We start from the raw sequence: 17,308 nt of genomic DNA on the forward strand, positions 1-17,308 counted from the left end.
ACCGCGAGGCTGCTGGATCAATCCTCGTCCTGACCATCCTCTTCGCGACGGCTCATGCCGTACTTGCGCATCTTCTCGACCAGCGTGGTACGACGAATGCGCAGACGCTCAGCCGCACGCGCGACCACACCGCCAGCATCATCCAGCGCCTGCTGGATAAGACCCTGCTCCAGGTTACCGAGGTAGTCCTTCAGATCCAGCCCCTCCGGCGGCAGCATGGCTGGCGTATCGAGGCCCGGCAAACCGGCCATGATTGCCGCGCGCTCTTCCATTTCATCACGCAGGCTGGCTGCAAGCTGCTCATCCTCGTCATCGACATGACGGAATTTCTTCGGCAACTCGCCCACCCCGATCACACCATAGGGATGCATGATCGCCATGCGCTCCACCAGGTTGGCCAATTCACGTACGTTGCCCGCCCAGTCATGACGGCACAGCGACATGATGGCGGCCGAGTTGAAGCGAATGGAGCCGCGCTTCTCGTGCTCCATGCGCGAAATCAGCTCATTCATCAGCAGCGGAATGTCTTCGATGCGCTCGCGCAGCGGCGCCATCTCGATCGGGAAGACATTGAGGCGGTAATACAGGTCCTCACGGAAACTGCCGTCCTCGATCATCTTCTCCAGGTTCTTGTGCGTGGCGGCGATGATGCGTACGTCGGCCGTCTGCGTCTTGTTGCTGCCCACACGCTCGAAGGTTCGCTCCTGCAGCACGCGCAGCAGCTTGACCTGCATCGGCAGCGGCATGTCACCGATCTCATCGAGAAATAGCGTACCGCCGTTGGCCAGCTCGAAGCGCCCTGCACGACTGGTGATGGCTCCAGTGAAGGCGCCCTTCTCGTGACCGAACAACTCGCTTTCCAACAACTCGGCCGGAATCGCGCCACAGTTGACCGGCACGAACGGCGCTTCGCGGCGCTTGGAGTGGTAGTGCAGATTGCGCGCCACCACTTCCTTGCCGGTTCCGGATTCGCCGAGGATCAGCACACTGGCCTCGGTATCGGCCACCTGCTGCATCATCTGCCGCACCTGCTGAATGGCACGACTGGTACCGACCAGGCTGCGGAACAGATTGGGTTCGCGCTGCCGACCCCGATCACGAGCCTGGTCGTACATCTCGCGATAGACCTGGGCACGATGCAGAGAGTCGAGCAGCTTGTTATAGCTGAGCGGAGTCTCCAGGCTGGCCAGCACGCGTCTGCGCAAATCCTCCGGCCACTCGACGATACTGGAGTCGCCAACCGTCAACAGCGGCAGGAACTCATCCCAGCCGGCAATCTGCTTGGTCAGTTCGAGCGCACCGCCCTTGGCCTCGACATCACCCAGCAATACGCTGAGCACTTCGCGGCTGGAAGCGAGCTCGGTCACCGCATTGCGCCAGTCCTGACTGGTGCAGGCCAGATGCTCTTCGCCGAGAAAACTCAGAATGATCGCCAACTCGTGGCGGCGCGCAGCATTGTCGTCGATCAACAGGATTTTGGTTTCACGCCACATCTTGTGCTTGTCTGACCCGAGAAGTGAGGAAAATTGCGCGCCAGATCTTCGGCGCACGCCGGCAATTAGCCACTAGTAAAGTCAAAAAATTGAAGCCAGTCAATTTTATGGCGTAACTTTTTTGCCCGCCAATGGAATTAGCTAAGCAGCTGTTTGCAGAGCCGGGTAGTGGCAACCGATAAAAAAGAAAGAGAAACGCAAGCGGAGAGAGGGACAACCGAGCCGAACCTGCTGGTTAAACTCGGTAACACGCCGTTATCAGCCGAAAAGCTGATAAACCTTGGCTCCCTGACGGGACTGATTGAGCTGCACCAATTCGCCGGCCAGGCGCTGCTGCTCGGTCTGACAGACGGTCACCAGCTCACGGTACAGTGACAGCAGATTTTCCAAGCCACTGCGTAGCTCTTCTTCATCGTGACTATCGACCATAGCCGCGTCGACGACCATGCGGCACTGCAGATCAAGCTCGCCAATCGCGGCCCAGTCCTGTTTGGCCAGGGCGTCGCGCAGGGCCGAACCGGTCGCTTGCAAACGCTGGACGGATGAACTCATTCGCTTCTCCTCCGATGCTCGCTACTGAGCGATGGCATCCCAACCCTGTTTGACGTTACGCAGCAGCACAGAGACTTCTTCGAGAAGCTCGGACTCGTTGCTCACATTGGCCTCGGTCAAACGGGCGATCATGTATTCGTACAGGCTATCGAGGTTACCGGCCAGCTCGCCACCTTGCTGGTGGTCGAGACTCTCGCGCAGTCCCGCGACGATGGCAATGCTCTTGCCAATCAATTCACCTTTCAGCGCTGTCTGTCCGCGCTCCATGGCACCACGTGCCTGAGCGATTCGAGACAGACCACCCTCCATCAACATCTGGATCAGTCGATGAGGGCTGGCTTCTGCAGCCTGCGCTTGGTTGTTGACGGTCTGATACTGCTTGAGGGCCGCCATTGCGTTCATAGTCGCTCTCGCTCTACCGATGGGCTGATACTTCAGGTATCGGCCCTGCAGCTCAAAGCTTTAACGCTTTTGTCGCTGAAACGGCCCAGCTAAAGCGAAAACGAAACGATCAATCACCCAGCAGGCGTCGGCTCGACCTCTGGGCCAATGGCATCCCAGGCACTTTTGATATCACCCAACAGCACCTGAACTTCTTCCAGGGTACGCGGCGTATCGTCCAGCGCAACGCCGGCCAGGCGGCGTGTCATGTAGTCGTACAGGGCATCCAGATTCTCGGCGATTTCACCGCCCAGCTCCTTGTCCAGAGCCGCCTGCAACACGCCCAGAATGGTGATGGTGCTACCCACGGCCATGCCACGAATCTCGGTATCACCCTCGGCCTGTGCCTGCTTGGCAAGCATCACGCGCTGCAATGCGCCTTCGAGCAACAGCTGTACCGTGCGATAAGGCGATACCTCTTGGCTGGTCTTGACCTGCTTGTAGGCATCGATGGGATTTTTGCTCATGAATTATTTATCCTTTCTGACGAAGCCTGGCAGGTTGGCGAGCATGCCACTCAAGCTATCACTGGTGCGCTTGAGCTGACCGACCAGGGAGTCCATGGCGTTGTATTGGGCAAAAAGACGAGTTTCCAGACTTTCGACACGTTTGTTCAGACTTTCGCGCTGAGAGTCAATGTTCTTCAAGGTACCGCGCAAGGCACTGTCACGCTGCTTCAATACACCATCGGTCGCCACATAGCTCGAAACAAACCCGGATAAACGCCCCATCAGGCCATCGCTCCCGGTGAGATAACCGCCTACCTGATCGAAGTTGCTATCGAGCGCCTTGGTCAGCGTGGCGTCATCGAGAGACAGTTTGCCATCCTTGCCTGTTGTAATCCCCAGATCTGCCAGCGCCCGCACGCCACTCTCTCCACCGCCGGTCATCTTGACGATTTCATTGCGCAAGCCAGCCAGAACGCTGCGCACCGTGGAATCACCAACCAGAGGGCCTGCCACAGGCTTGGAGCCTTCCACTTCGACGACCGCAGTGAGCTGCGCCGATGAGGTGATCAAGGCATTGTAGGCGTCGACAAACTTCTGCAGATTGCTCTTCACGCTCGACTTGTCGACACCAACGGTGAGACTGATGGTCTTGCCATCAGTCAAGTCGGCAGTACTTTGTGCCGCGACCAGATCGAGCGTAACACCCTCGAGCGCATCCTCGATCTTGTTACTGTCACGCACCAGCTGGAGACCATCGATGGTCAATTTCGCAGACTTGGCCTGGCTAATTACCCCGCCCGCGCCACTGTCCGAGCTTGGCTTGAGGAAAGCGCCAGCATTGTCAGGATCAGCCTCTGGCGTGAACGCCTGAGTCGTCAGGGCATTGCCGCCAGTCGTTTCACCATCTTCGGTAACCGCTACCTGGATGTCATTGCCTTCGCCAGTCTTGGTTGAGCTCAGCACCAAGCGGGAACCGGAATCATCGGTAATGATGGTGGCACTTATACCGCTGCCTTTCCCGGCTTCGTTTATCGCGTCACGCATACCAGCAAGCGTATTGTTAGCTGCGGTGACATCGACACTGATGCTGGTACTGCCAGCGGAAATTTCCAGCGTACCGCTGTTGAAAGTAGCCGCGGCGCTACCCACCCCCGAGACGGACTGCAGGGCAACCTTGCTGCTGGCAGCCAGTTGCTGAACCTGAACTCCGTATGTTCCTGCAGGCGCAGTTGTGACAGCAGTAGCCTTGAGCACGCTGCTATTGGAAGTACTTGCAGTGCGGGCCTCGAACAGGGAAGGCTTGTTGAGCGCATCAAGGGCCGTCTTGAAGGAGTTCATCGCCCCCATGAGAGTGCCAATCGCCGATATACGAGTGGTGGTCTGCTTCTCGAGGTTGTTGAGCTGGTTGGTCTTCGGCGCTTTCTCCGCATTAACCAACGCAGTGACAATCTCGTTGATGTTGAGACCCGAACCGATTCCCGTGATACCTGCCATGATTTTGCACCTCGTCAAAAATTCGACTGCACCCTGTCGATTGAAGAGTATCAGTCAAAAATCATGCCAAAACGTGTTGCTATGCCTCGGCCTGAAACAGAAGGCTGCGCACCTCTGACAGATTTTCTGCCAACTTCAACGCTTCCTCAGATGGAATCTGTCGGATCACATCACCCGACCCGGCATCCGTTACCTTGACAACCACACGCCCAGAACCGTCATCGACTGCGAAATTGATACTTCGACGAACCGACTGAACGAACTCCTGGATGGTCGCTACCGCATCCTCGACCTGTTCACGACTTACTTCCTGAGTAGGTGTGACGGCCCGGGCAACGGTCTGATCATCACCAGTCGAAACCGCCGCGCTATTCGAGAGACCTTGCTTCTGCCGAGACTCAGCGGCATTGGAGACGCCACCATCGCGGACAACCGTAGAATTGACCTGGGGCTTAATTGAGCTGACGTCCATAAATTACTCCTCAGAATGAGGTAACGGGGGGAAGAGCATAGCCCTTCCCCCCGTAGTCTAGCGCCTTCGAGCTTAGCCCAGCAGACTGAGCACGGCCTGTGGCAGCTGGTTGGCCTGGGCCAGGATCGCAGTACCGGCCTGCTGCAGGATCTGATTCTTGGTCAGTTCCGAGGTTTCGGCAGCGAAGTCAGTGTCACGAATCCGGCTACGAGCAGCCGAGGAGTTCTCAGCGATATTCTGCAGGTTCGAGATGGTGTTCTCGAAGCGGTTCTGCACGGCACCGAGCTGAGCACGCTGGCTGTCGATGTTGGAGATCGCACCGTTGATGATACCCAGTGCATCCTGAGCGCCTACCGCTGTGCTGATATCAATCTCCTTGACACTATTCAAGATACTGAAGCCATCAGTGAAACCATCACCAGAGCCAGTAATCTGGAAAGCACTAGAGGCTTCGAACTGAATCTGACCATCGACACGTGCACCGCCAGTGGCGACGATATCAACTGCATCACCATTATTTTCACTGCCATCGAAGTTCTTGGCCTGCAGACTTGCGGTGCCACCACTTGCCAGATTGAACTCGGTAATTTCGATTTTTTCGCCGCGATCACTGACCAACTCCAGCTTGTCGCCTTTGGAGATAGCCGAGATACCAGTCTTGCCACTTTCCTTGTTGATCGCGTCAGCAAGAGCAGACAGTTGAGACTGATCATCGATGACAGCAGAGATGACAGAAGCCGTTTCACCGGCACCGCCCAATTTGAAGGAGACGGTACCCGACGCACTCAGACCTGACAGCTCAGCAACGGTACGCGCGTTCGCAGTGACACCGGTTTCATCGCTCTTCGAATTGATCGCTGAAGCGATATCGCGAGCCGAGGAGTTCGCTCCATAACTGACTGCTACGGAACCGCCAGACGCATTGGTAGTGAACTGAGACGTGATATTGAAAGAGCCAGAAGCTGCACCGTATGCCGATGCACCGCTAGCACCAGCTGCAGCGATGGCTACGGCACCCGAACTATCAGAGGTAACACGGTTGATGCCGATGCGGTCAGTGGCTGCGGAGCCGATAGACACACTGATAGTCTCATAGGCGTTTGCACCAACCTGGAAAGCCTGCGAACCGAAGCTGCCGTCAAGGATCTTGCGACCACCGAAACTGGTGGTATCGGAGATACGGTTCAGTTCCTGTTGCAACTGTGCGACTTCGCCTTGCAAGGCAGACCGCTCGATAGCACCGTTGGAGCCGTTAGAAGCTTGCAGGGCCAGATCACGCATACGCTGCAGAATGCCGGTGGACTGCTGCAGGGCACCTTCAGCGGTCTGCGCCAGGGAGATACCGTCGTTGGCGTTACGGGTAGCAACACCCAAGCCACTGATCTGGCTGGTCAGGCGGTTGGAGATTTGTAGACCCGCAGCGTCGTCTTTAGCGCTGTTGATACGGAAACCAGTGGACAGGCGCTGGAGGGAAGTATCCAGACCCTTCGAGGAAGTGTTCAGGTTACGTTGGGTGTTGAGGGACGCAACGTTAGTGTTGACTGTAAGGGCCATGGTATTGCCTCCAGATGACCGTAGAACCGTTTGTCTGAGCTTGCGAGCTCGGGCCTGCATGCTCAGACGCCCAGAGAGTTCGCATTCGATCTCTTTATCGGCGCTTGCCTAAGGAGCTTTAGAGAAAATTTTCAGCTTTTTTTATTCTTTAAAGTCATTCACTTAACCAAGCAAACCAGCCAGGCAGGCGGCTTTGACTGAAATCCGTCGAGCGCCATTGCAGCACCCGACGGATTTTTCGTCCCGATCAGTCCGGCATCCACGCCCTACGCCAGCGCTCCAGGTTCTCGCCTTCGAGCATCCAGTCACGATAAACGGCGTCGCGTAGACGATCACCGGCCTGGGCGGCCGCATCCAGATCGCTGATGTGCATGCGGATCGCGTCGACCCAGTCCCGGAAGCGGTTCTTCACCCGCGTCACCGGTAGGTCACCGCGATAGCACACAAGGTCGCTGCAAATTACCGGGAAGCCACATGCGCCATATTCCAGCAGGCGCAAGTTACTTTTGCACTCGTTGAACAGGTTCTGCTCTACCGGCGCTAGAGCCAGATCCAAATTCAGGCTGGCAAGCGTAGCCGGGTATTTTTCGATCTCAACCCCCACGTGTATTTCATGTACATAAGGGCGGATTTTATCGGGACACATCCCGAAGAATACCCACTCCACCTCATGGGTGAGCTCCTTTACCACGTCGGCAATCAAATCCAGATCTCCGGTGTGGCTTATACCTCCGGCCCAGCCGACCCTCGGCTTGCGACCACGACGACGCTGATTTTCGAGGCCTCTCCACCATTTCGCCGGCAGGCGATTCTCGATTACCCGAATATCATGATGCAAGCCGGCGAACGCCTCCGCCAGCGACTGGGTGGACACTACGAAGCGGTCGACGAAATCCAGACCACGACGAAGCGACTTGAGGATATCGCGTGGCATCTGATCCCTATGCACGCTCTTGAGCGGCAGGTTTGGCAGGTAGTCATCCAGCTCGTAGACTTTGAAGGCACGCGAAAAGCGCTTGATACGACGCATGGCGTCTAGACGCTCGTCGCCGATCTGTCGCTGCAACACAACCACGTCCGGGTCGTAGCGCTCCAGATCGGTCACATGCAGCAGCCCCATGGACAGGGTGCCGTCGATCAGCCCTTGCGCCTTCAACGCCGAGAACGGTTGGATGACGCGGTAGTGACCACAGCCCCAGGGATCTGCAGGATGCGCCAGCACCACCGGCGACGGACGCCAGCTGAGCGGACGCCAGGTCAGCGACACATCGCTTTCAAGATCGAAGCCGCGCCCGTTCAGCGCCAGGTTGCGGTTGTAGGCCGGATCGTTGGCCAATTGCGGTAGGTAGCGGTCATAGAACTGATCCTGCGCCTCGGCGTCGGCGCTGACCAGTTCGGCCTCATGCAATACGATGGCATGGGCCGCCCAGACCGTCAGGTAACCGGCCTCCCGCACACGCAGGCAGAGATCCACATCGCGGAACGCGGCCAGCTCGCCATCCATGCCGCCGAGCTGACGGTACACTTCGGTACGAATCATCAGGCAGGCTTCGCCGACCGCACTGTAGTTCTGGTCCACCTGCAAGCGATGCAGATAACCGGCGGCCTCCATCGGCTCGCCAGCAAATGCCGGCGTGGACGGACCATTTAGCCCCAGCAGCAGCCCAGCCTGGGCGACTCGTCCATTTGCAGTCAGCAATTTGCCGCCGACTACGCCGACTTCCGGACGCTGGGCATGATTGAGCAACTCATCCAACCAGTCGGCGTTGACGATCGCAGCTTCGCCGGAAAGCAGCAGCAGGTACTCGCCGCGCGCCTGTTCGGCAACACGATTCTGCGCCAGCCCGGCCCCGGCCGCGATCACACGTACCTTGTCGTCACCCAGAGCCGCTACATCATGCAGCCAGGCAGTGACGTCTGCACGATTTCCACTATCGGCCAGAAGCAACTCGTAGTGATCATAGGTCGTCTTTTCCAGCAGACTGTCGGCGCAACGCTGCAGCGCCGCCAGCGGCACATCCGTAGAAAGAATGATCGACACTAACGGCCTAGTGACATGACCATAATGCGTGCGGTAGCGGCCCGGTAAGCCAGGCAGAACCCGTGCCTGATAGCCCCGTTTGCCCAGGTGGTGCTCGATCACCCGACGCTCGTCGGGATTGTCGCGCAACTGCGGCGCATTGGTGATCAGTAGCGGCTCGTCGATGTGCCCAAGGCCAACTAGCCCTTCCTGCTCAACGAGTCGGGTCAAAAACTCGAACTCGAAGGCCTCCGAGAACTCGCCGTCGAAGCCGCCGACAGCGAGAAACAGGTCGCGGCGATACAGCCAGTGGCGCGCCATGACCAAGGGGAAGCTGAGCAACAGATCAAGGTTGAACCCTGGCAGAAAGGCGCCGCCAAGGCTGCCATCCGGCAGGCGCTGTAACTGGTCGCCATACACCGCTCGGCATTCGGGATTGCGGGCCAGTTCCACCCCCGCGACCATCAACCCGCTCTGGGTGAACTCATCGCCGGCGCGGGCCAGCATGAACCACTGGCAATCGCTCGCTTCGACTGCACAGTTGATCTGCACAGCCAAAGGCTCGCCGGTCATTTTCAGGAAACGCAGCTTGTCCGCTGCCGAGGGGGCAGGTACATCGGCCGGGGTAATCACCAAGATACGCAGCGTCGCGTAGAGGCAACGCTCACCGAGCAAGCTCTTGAGCGTGAGCATCAGCTGTTCGGCCTGACCTTCAAGATCAAGCACCAACACACCGATTAGCGGCCCGCCTTGATGATCCTGCAGGTAATCGGCTATCAGACGGTTCTCGCTGGCCGTCGGCAAGCGCTCGGCCAACCAGGCCGTCAGGCTGTCTCTGGGCCGTTCGCCCAGACTGGCCAGCATCTGCTGGCGACCGCGCTTTAAATCCTCGCTGGCAGAGCCGGAGTAGCGCTGGTAGAGCTCGCGGTACAGCGCCGGGAAATTCTTGCGCTCGCGGCCCAGCATGTGGTCGCTACCGGCGCCCGGGGGGCGCGTGTGGACTTCACTCGTCACGGTCGGAACATGCACGAAGGGATAACGCGTAGCCAGGCGCAAGAGCATGTCCCAGTCTTCGAACGCGGCAAGGTCGGTATCGAACTCGCCGACCGTGGCGAGCATCTCGCGCGGATGCGCCCAAGTGTTGACCGGAATGTAGTTCTGCACGAACAGGCGGTCACGGTCGAATACCTCATGCTTGAACGGCTGGCCACGGCCAAGTTCGATGCGTTGGCCGTCCTCCAGCTTTTCGTTGACGTATTCGACACCAGTGTAGATGACGCTACCAGGGTGCTGATCGAAGGCCTCGGCCAGCACGGCCAGGTGATTGGGCAGGTAGATGTCGTCGTCATCGAGGTAGACGATGTAGCGCCCGCGCGCCATCGCAAGGCCGGCGTTACGCGCAGCGGACAAGCCCTTGTTGCGCCCCTGACGGAGATAGGTGATGGGGAAGTCGTAGTCCGCCAGAAGGTGCTCCACTGGAGCGCCGTTGTCGTTGATCAGGATGACCTCGAAGTCGAGCAGCGTCTGCGTACCGACGCTGGCTAGGGCATCCCTTAGCAAATCGGGGCGATTGTAGGTGGTGAGAACAATGGAGAATAGTGGGCCTTCGCTATAAGGCCCTGGAGACGCCACCGACGAAAACCCACTACATGCGTACTTGGCAACTTCATCTTCTTTGTAAGATGACCACCCTAAAATCTCGACCAAATTACTAGCGGGGTAAACAACATCGAAGCCCAGCTCGCGCTGGGCAATTTCCTTAGTTTTCTTTGAATCTGTATAAATTCCGAAGAATTCTGGAAAAACGCTTTCAGCATAGCAACCGGATACTTGCTCTTGGGATAATCCAGGATCATTTATAGCCATCGAATCGCCATAGACAGCCACTTCACAGCCAATTGACGCTGCGTACATGATAGCCGTCGAAAGCCTGTTAGAAATTACACGACGATGCCTGGCAAGCTCGGTATATTGTCGATAGAGAAAATCTTCGTCGCCCGGCCGAGCAGTATCACCACCTCTATAGCCATGGCATATCACCCTAAAACCAGCTGCTTCGTATACTGACCGAATCTCTGGCGTTTCATATTCTAGCCAATAAAGACAGACCGTGACTGGATCGACCTCAACTGCCTTAACCTGACTAATTAAGGCTTGGTGATCACCAGAAACACGTCCACCTTCCCACCCATGAAAAGGGTATAAAAGAGTACCCTTTCTGCTATTGGAAACAGGACTTAGACAGGGATCTCTTAATAAATAAGCCCATGGCGAACCAATTGCCACCCCCTTATCCCACCCTTTTTCCTGCAGAGCTGAAAGAACTCGTTTAGACCAAACAAACTTGAAAGAACCTGGATAAATATCCTTATCAAATCCAAACCCATGATGGGCGTTCCACCCATGCTGAAGATAACCATTTATTCTTGGAGCTACCGCACTGGAAATATTACAATAGCGAGCAAGTATGGACTTATGTCCATAGTAAGAATTTCCAGAATTCATTATATATAATTCTCAAAATTTAAGTTCATTCCACAGCGATACTAGCGCAACAAATTAATCAGGCACATGACGTTAACGCAACTGGTTGAACAGATTCAGCCCGGCGATCTTCACGTAGCTCTGCTGCGCCGCCTCGAGAATGATGGTCTGGAACGACAGGCGCGACAATGCCTCAGCGTAATCCAGCTCGCGCAATTCGGCCTGCACAGACCGGTTCACCAGCGTTACGTCCTCGTTGTCGGTACCGGTGGTCTCGATCAGATTGAGGCGCGCGCCGATTTCGGTCTGCACTTCCAGTACCTTGCCCATGCCGTTGTCGAGGTTCTTCAGGGCGATGGCCACTTCGTCGCGCACGGCCAGGTTGCCCGCTGGCGAGGTGGGCGAGGATTCCAGGGCCTGGCGTAGACGAGAGATGGTATTGAGGATGCTGCGTTGTTCTTGGAATTGCGGCTGAACGCCGAACTCATCCCCCCCCGCAGCAGCGGCGGGGCCGGAGATGCTGAACTCCGCACCATAGACGGTGAAGGTTGCGGGATAGGGAGCGGTAACGGTTCCGGTGGTGAGTACCGGGCTGTTAGGCCCGACCGGCTGGGCGTACACCTCGTAGTTGGTGTCATCGGTAAAACGCAGCACCACGCCCGAGGTTGGGAACTGGCTGTCGAACACAGCCTGGTTGACGACGTTGCCCCCAGCCACCACGGCGGCCGAGCCGTTGGTGGAGGCGCGGGTCACGGCGAACTCGGTGGACGCCGACTGCAGGGTGAAGCTATGGGTGCCTATTCCTGGCGCACCAGGCGTCCCGGTGTCGGCCAGGAGATTATCCAGGTCGAGGGCGTTATCACCGTCCTTCAGCACTACATCGAGCTGAAAACGCATGCCGCGGAAGTTGATGACGTTGCCACCGTTAACCAGCGGATCGACCTTGCCGCCTCCGGGGATCTCGGAAGTGACATCGGCACCGCTGGCGTCGTAGATGCGGAATTCGGTACCGCTGACGAAGGCCAGCGAATAGGGTTCGCCGCCGCGGAAATCGGAGTTGAATGCGCGGTTGTCCTCGACCAGCCCCGGCGAAATGAAGACCCGTTGATCAGCGGCGGGTACTGCGGGAATGGTGGTAGCCGGCAAGGGCGGCGACGGCAGCGCCGGGTTATTGACTCCATTGCCATTGGCGACGCGGTTGGCGTTGGTGACGGCTTCGAACAAGCGCTTGCCGTTGTCGTTGATCGCCACGTTGGTGGAACTGGCGACCTGCAGCGTCCGCTGCCCTTCGTCACCGAAGTACGAGTAGGTACCATCCGGGTTGCGCACGAAGGGTTCGGTCTTGCCCAGATTCCCCGCAAACAGATACTCCCCCCGGGCGTTACGGCTGTTCATCAGATTGAGCAGCTCGGCCTCGCGCTCGGAAAGCTCCTTGGCGATGGAGTTGCGGTCCTCCGATGAGAGCGAACCACCACCGGCACGCACCGCCAGCTCACGCACACGCTGCAGCACGGTATTGACCGAGTTCAGTGTGGTCTCTTCCTGGGTCAGGCTGTTCTTGGCAGCGGTGAGGTTGTCGCTGTACTGCTTGAGCACAGCCTGCTGCTGCTCGAGTTGCAGCAGGCGAACCGATGCTACCGGATCATCCGCCGGGGTCAGGATGCGGTTGCCGCTGCTGATCTGTTCCTGGGTGCGAATCAGGTTCGAATAGTTGCGCCCAAGGCCGGAAACGCCGTTATTGAACGCCTGAATGGATGAGATGCGCATGACCATGGGGCTTGCCTCTTGCAACGCCTGTCATCAGCACAGGCGGCACCCTCCCCTGTTCGGGAAGGCGACTATCAGAATGTATTGATCAGAGTATCGAACAGGTTACGCGCAACTTGAATGATCTGCGCGGATGCCTGGTAGTACTGCTCGAACTGGATTAGCTTGGCCGCTTCTTCATCGAGGTTGACCCCGGAAACCGAGTCGCGGTTGTCGGTAGCCTGTTTGAGGATCGCGCCAGTCGCCTCGCCGTCCACACGCGCCTGGCTGGTCAGCGTACCGACCCGCTCTACCAGGTCACCATAGGAGTCGGAAAAGCTCGACCCCGTAGTATCGGGCGCCGCCGGATTGACCCCGACCACGGCTTTGTTCTGCAAATTGACCAGGTTCAGCGCGTTACGGTTATCCGATACGCCATTGGTGTTGAACGACACCGAGAAGTTGTCGCCGCCCGACGGTCGACCACTGATGGTCACCTGATAGTCGAAAGCAGCGGGAACCGCTGGCGGGTTGGCCGGCACGCTGATGGTCAGTGCGTTGTCCTGCCCCGGAACGATGCTGCCGGTGTCGATCACGTTGCCGTTGATATCGACGACCTCGTAGCTCTGCGTCGCGCCACCACCGGCACCCATCACGATACGCAGCGGCGGCGCGTTGCGCAGGCTGGTTTCCAGATCCGCCTGCGCGGCAGGATCGTAGATATTGATCTCCGTCAGCAGCTTCGGCTGGGTAATCTTGCCGGTGCCGATATTGGCCGGGCTGGTTTCCGCTTTCAGCGGCGCGGCGAAGGCCAGTTCTTCGGCATTCTTCATGTCCGCACGGATATCACGGCCGGCATTGCGGGTCGGCATCACCTGAAAACGATCACCTGCAGCGAAGGTGCTGCCGGTCACCATACCGAGAGAAAATCCGTCTACTTCGGGAGCTGGCACTGTGTTGATATCAAAAGTGCCGGGGCTGGGTGGAAACATCGTGCCGTCGGATGCACGCCGGACCACATACTCAGTGGCACTGGTGAACTGCACTTCGTAGTCGCTGGTAGTCAGCCGCGTGGTATCGGTGATGCTGACATTGAGATTGGCATTCGGATCGCTGTTACCGACCCGCGCCAGGCTCCGCTGGCTGAGCAGCAGCGGATCATTGAGTGGGCGAAACAGCTCGTTGCCGAACTGGCCGTTGAGATCCAGCCCCTGCCCCAACTGCCGGTTGATCTGATCAGTAATCGACAATGCCAGACGTCCGACGGCATTCATCGAGGTATCCAGCACATCCTCGCGATAACGCAGCAGCCCTCCCATCTCGCCACCCGTGATCAGCGAGGTGACGTTCTGTCGGGAGTTGCCACTGACGAACTGGATCTCGTTGCGTAGCGGGTCGGCCAGCCCAGGCGTTATCTCAAGGCGGGACGCCTGCTTACCGACGACCAGCGGCTGGCCAGAACCGATGAACAGGTTATAGCTATTGTCGTCCTGCTGAACCACGGTTACGCCGACGAACTCGGAAAGCTTGCGTACCGCCTCTTCACGGGCATCGAGCAGATCGTTCGGCGCCTGGCCATTGGAGGCCGCCACGGCGATGGCATCGTTGTAGCCAGCAATCGCTGTTGCTAGTTGATTGACCTGATCGGTGACTGCCGAGAGCTGCTTGTTGATGAACGAGTTTTGCTCGTACAGGCGGTCGTAAACAGTATTGAAGCGCTTGGCCAGCCCCTCGGCCTCGGACAACGCCAACTGCCGTGCCGGCACGTTGGCCGGGTCTTCGGCAGCGGTCTGCAGGGCAGCGAACAACTTCTGCAGGCCCGGTGTGATGCCTGTGGTACTACCGGCCAGCAACGAGTCGAGCTGGTTGATCTGGCTCAGGTACGCCTTGGTATCGCTGTTGAGCGCCGTGCTGCTGCGCACCTGGGTATTGAGGAATTCGTTGTAGATGCGCCGCACGTCGGTTAGGGTCGTACCCGAACCGATATAGCCGGCACCACTGAACTGCGGCGTGCGCGTGGCCTGAATCGTCTCCTGACGAGAGAAGCCAGGCGTATTGACGTTGACGATGTTGTGGCCGGTAACAGCCAGCGAAGTCTTGTTCGCCGCCAGGCCCGAGAGGCCTATGTTCAATAGGTCAGCCATGGTTCAACCTCAAGTCCTTGTAGTGGCGCTATCGGCAGCGGCGATTGCTTGATAGGTCTGCATCTTGCGGGCGATCTGCGAGATCTTGCGCGCATAGTTCGGGTCAGTGGCGTAACCGGCCTGCTGCAGTTCCTTGACGAAACGCTCCGGGTTCTCGGTGACGTTCAGCGCCTTCTCGTAGCGACCATTGTTCTGCAGGAAGCTGACGTAATCGTCGAAGCTCTGCGCAAAGGAGTCATAGGCACGGAAGCTGGCCGCCTCCTTGACCGCCTTGCCACCCTTGTATTCCGTGGTCAGCACGCGGGCCGACTCGCCCTCCCAGCTGCCATGGGACTTGATGCCGAACAGGTTGTGGCTGCTTTCGCCATCGCGAGTGCGGATGATCGACTTGCCCCAACCGGTTTCCAGCGCGGCCTGGGCCACCAGATAACGCGGGTCGACACCAATTTTCTCGGCAGCGGCTTCCGCCATCGGCAGCATGGTGGCGACGAATTCCTGCGGTGAGCTGAATGCTGCCTTGCCCGGCGCCAGCGGCGGTTGAGCAATACGACGGCCCGTCAATGCATCGCTATTGCCAAGGCTCAGGCCCCGATCCTTGGGCGCGGCACTGGTCTGCGCCGGAATCCAGTCACTGCCGGCAAGAGTCTTGCCCTCGCCTTCTGCAGCCGATGGCACGATACCGGCCAACAGGCGATCCGCCAGTTTGCCCGGCACAGAGAGGCGACGGCGATTGAGCAGCGCCACGTCATCACGGAAGCCTTCGCTACTGGCGACCTTGTCAGCCTTCGACTCGCTCACTGCTGCGACCGGTTGCTCGATCTGCGCGAAGGGGTTTGGGCGGCTCGACGGCTGCTTGATCTTCGACATCTGCCGCACCAGCACGTCAGCCAGGCCAATGCCGCGCCCTTCCTTGGAGAGCGTCACCGCCAGCTGCTGGTCGTGCATATCCTGATAGGTCTTGCTCTCGTTGCTGTTCATGAAGTTGCCCTCGCCAAACGCGGCGTTGGCCGAACGCATGGCTTTGAGCATTTCGTTCATGAACAGCGATTCGAACTCCTGCGCGACCTTGCGGATGTTCTGCTCGGTGTCGCCGCCCACCTTGAACTGGTTGAGGCGGTTCAGGTCGGTGAAGGCACCACTGTCGATCGGGCTTTTACCGTTGCCGAGCAGACCGGCTGAGAGTCGAGAGTCCATATCAGCAATCCTCCTCAGATCACGATCAGGTCGGCCTGAAGGGCGCCGGCTTGCTTGAGCGCCTCCAGGATGGCCATCAGGTCGGAAGGCGCTGCACCCACCTGGTTAACCGCGCGGACGATCTCGTCCAGACTGGTACCTGGGCCGAACTTGAACATCGGTTTGGCCTCTTCCTCGGCGCCCACTCGGGAGCGCGGCACCACTGCGGTCTGGCCGCCAGAGAGCGCTTCGGGCTGACTAACGATGGGGTCTTCAGTGATGGTCACGGTCAGGCTGCCGTGAGTCACTGCAGCCGGCTGTACCTTGACGTCCTGGCCGATGACGATGGTGCCGGTACGCGAGTTGATGATGACCTTGGCCACCGCCTTGCCGGCCTCGACCTGCAGGTTTTCCAGAATCGACAGATAGTCGACCCGCTGATTCGGGTCGAGCGGCGCGCTGACGCGAATCGAGCCGCCATCAATGGCCTGCGCGACACCTGGGCCGAGCAAGTCGTTGATCTGATCGACGATGTTCTTGGCCGTGGTGAAATCGGGACGATTGAGGTTGAGCGTCAGGTAGTTGCCCTGATCAAAACCGCTCGGCACCGGACGCTCGACGGTAGCACCACCGGGGATGCGCCCGGCAGACGGCACGTTGACGGTGATGCGCGAACCATCGGCGCCACTGGCATCGAAACCGCCGACCACCAGGTTGCCCTGGGCGATGGCGTAGACGTTGCCATCAATGCCCTTGAGCGGCGTCATCAACAGGCTGCCACCGCGCAGACTCTTGGCGTTACCAATGGAGGAAATGGTGATGTCGATGGTCTGACCCGGCTTGGCGAACGCCGGCAGGTCAGCATGCACCGATACGGCCGCGACGTTCTTCAGCTGCACGTTGCCACCTGGCGGCACCTTGATGCCGAACTGCGCCAGCATGTTGTTGAAGGTCTGCACGGTAAAGGGGGTTTGCGTGGTCTGGTCGCCGCTGCCATTGAGACCAACCACCAGGCCGTAGCCGATCAACTGGTTGCTACGTACACCCTGAATCGACGCCAGATCCTTCAGGCGCTCGGCCTGGGTCGGCAAACTCAACAACAGGCACGCCAGCATGGTTGCCAACAGCACCCAGTCGTTGGCGCCGCGATGACGATAACCGCGATGAGCGACCGCGAACTGTCGACGGCAGGCCCCGGCCTGTGCCGGCTCACTGCCATGCACTCGCGCCCCTCGCTTGGCAGCCGAAGTCACGGCGAAGGCCTTGCGCGCCGAACCGCTGGTCGT

The 17,308-nt window shown here is 58.6% G+C and carries 12 protein-coding genes; all 12 read right to left on the reverse strand.

What is annotated here, in order from left to right; genetic code table 11:
- Positions 1–17: 17 nt before the first annotated feature.
- Positions 18–1,493 carry a sigma-54 dependent transcriptional regulator gene (locus BLR77_RS20470; RefSeq protein ID WP_074681266.1) on the reverse strand — a complete coding sequence of 492 codons (1,476 nt, stop codon included), beginning with the start codon at positions 1,491–1,493 and terminating at the stop codon, positions 18–20.
- A 258-nt stretch (positions 1,494–1,751) separates the two neighbouring features.
- The gene (gene fliT / locus BLR77_RS20475; RefSeq protein ID WP_010302606.1) at positions 1,752–2,045 is read right to left on the reverse strand and encodes a flagellar protein FliT; all 294 of its coding nucleotides are present in this window, start codon (positions 2,043–2,045) and stop codon (positions 1,752–1,754) included.
- Between the two features lie 21 nt (positions 2,046–2,066).
- Positions 2,067–2,447, reverse strand: coding sequence for a flagellar export chaperone FliS (gene fliS, locus BLR77_RS20480; protein WP_074681268.1), 381 nt, complete (start codon positions 2,445–2,447; stop codon positions 2,067–2,069).
- A 113-nt stretch (positions 2,448–2,560) separates the two neighbouring features.
- Positions 2,561–2,953: a flagellar export chaperone FliS gene (gene fliS, locus BLR77_RS20485; protein WP_074681270.1), complete on the reverse strand. Its 393-nt coding sequence runs from the start codon at positions 2,951–2,953 to the stop codon at positions 2,561–2,563.
- A 3-nt stretch (positions 2,954–2,956) separates the two neighbouring features.
- Positions 2,957–4,429, reverse strand: coding sequence for a flagellar filament capping protein FliD (gene fliD / locus BLR77_RS20490; RefSeq protein WP_074681272.1), 1,473 nt, complete (start codon positions 4,427–4,429; stop codon positions 2,957–2,959).
- Positions 4,430–4,508: 79 nt separating this feature from the next.
- On the reverse strand, positions 4,509–4,901 hold the full coding sequence (locus BLR77_RS20495; protein ID WP_074681274.1) for a flagellar protein FlaG: 393 nt from the start codon (positions 4,899–4,901) through the stop codon (positions 4,509–4,511).
- Between the two features lie 72 nt (positions 4,902–4,973).
- Positions 4,974–6,455, reverse strand: coding sequence for a flagellin (locus BLR77_RS20500; RefSeq protein WP_074681276.1), 1,482 nt, complete (start codon positions 6,453–6,455; stop codon positions 4,974–4,976).
- A 247-nt stretch (positions 6,456–6,702) separates the two neighbouring features.
- Entirely contained in the window at positions 6,703–10,341 is a 3,639-nt protein-coding gene (locus BLR77_RS20505) for a glycosyltransferase (protein ID WP_238380604.1), read from the reverse strand.
- A gap of 711 nt (positions 10,342–11,052) precedes the next feature.
- Positions 11,053–12,732 (reverse strand): flagellar hook-associated protein 3, encoded by a 1,680-nt coding sequence (locus BLR77_RS20510; RefSeq protein ID WP_074681280.1) that lies wholly within the window; start codon positions 12,730–12,732, stop codon positions 11,053–11,055.
- Between the two features lie 68 nt (positions 12,733–12,800).
- Complete coding sequence (gene flgK, locus BLR77_RS20515; RefSeq protein WP_074681282.1) at positions 12,801–14,849, reverse strand: flagellar hook-associated protein FlgK; 2,049 nt, start codon at positions 14,847–14,849, stop codon at positions 12,801–12,803.
- A gap of 9 nt (positions 14,850–14,858) precedes the next feature.
- Complete coding sequence (gene flgJ / locus BLR77_RS20520; protein WP_074681284.1) at positions 14,859–16,043, reverse strand: flagellar assembly peptidoglycan hydrolase FlgJ; 1,185 nt, start codon at positions 16,041–16,043, stop codon at positions 14,859–14,861.
- A 14-nt stretch (positions 16,044–16,057) separates the two neighbouring features.
- Positions 16,058–17,137 carry a flagellar basal body P-ring protein FlgI gene (locus BLR77_RS20525; protein ID WP_074681540.1) on the reverse strand — a complete coding sequence of 360 codons (1,080 nt, stop codon included), beginning with the start codon at positions 17,135–17,137 and terminating at the stop codon, positions 16,058–16,060.
- Positions 17,138–17,308: the final 171 nt, after the last annotated feature.

The sequence above is a fragment of the Ectopseudomonas alcaliphila genome, assembly GCF_900101755.1.
Lineage (GTDB): Bacteria > Pseudomonadota > Gammaproteobacteria > Pseudomonadales > Pseudomonadaceae > Aquipseudomonas > Aquipseudomonas alcaliphila.

Coding starts and splice junctions, on each gene's coding strand:
- BLR77_RS20470 (WP_074681266.1), bottom strand. CDS start 1,493: ATGTGGCGTGAAACCAAAATCCTGTTGATCGACGACAATGCTGCGCGC.
- fliT (WP_010302606.1), bottom strand. CDS start 2,045: ATGAGTTCATCCGTCCAGCGTTTGCAAGCGACCGGTTCGGCCCTGCGC.
- fliS (WP_074681268.1), bottom strand. CDS start 2,447: ATGAACGCAATGGCGGCCCTCAAGCAGTATCAGACCGTCAACAACCAA.
- fliS (WP_074681270.1), bottom strand. CDS start 2,953: ATGAGCAAAAATCCCATCGATGCCTACAAGCAGGTCAAGACCAGCCAA.
- fliD (WP_074681272.1), bottom strand. CDS start 4,429: ATGGCAGGTATCACGGGAATCGGTTCGGGTCTCAACATCAACGAGATT.
- BLR77_RS20495 (WP_074681274.1), bottom strand. CDS start 4,901: ATGGACGTCAGCTCAATTAAGCCCCAGGTCAATTCTACGGTTGTCCGC.
- BLR77_RS20500 (WP_074681276.1), bottom strand. CDS start 6,455: ATGGCCCTTACAGTCAACACTAACGTTGCGTCCCTCAACACCCAACGT.
- BLR77_RS20505 (WP_238380604.1), bottom strand. CDS start 10,341: ATGGCTATAAATGATCCTGGATTATCCCAAGAGCAAGTATCCGGTTGC.
- BLR77_RS20510 (WP_074681280.1), bottom strand. CDS start 12,732: ATGGTCATGCGCATCTCATCCATTCAGGCGTTCAATAACGGCGTTTCC.
- flgK (WP_074681282.1), bottom strand. CDS start 14,849: ATGGCTGACCTATTGAACATAGGCCTCTCGGGCCTGGCGGCGAACAAG.
- flgJ (WP_074681284.1), bottom strand. CDS start 16,043: ATGGACTCTCGACTCTCAGCCGGTCTGCTCGGCAACGGTAAAAGCCCG.
- BLR77_RS20525 (WP_074681540.1), bottom strand. CDS start 17,137: ATGCTGGCGTGCCTGTTGTTGAGTTTGCCGACCCAGGCCGAGCGCCTG.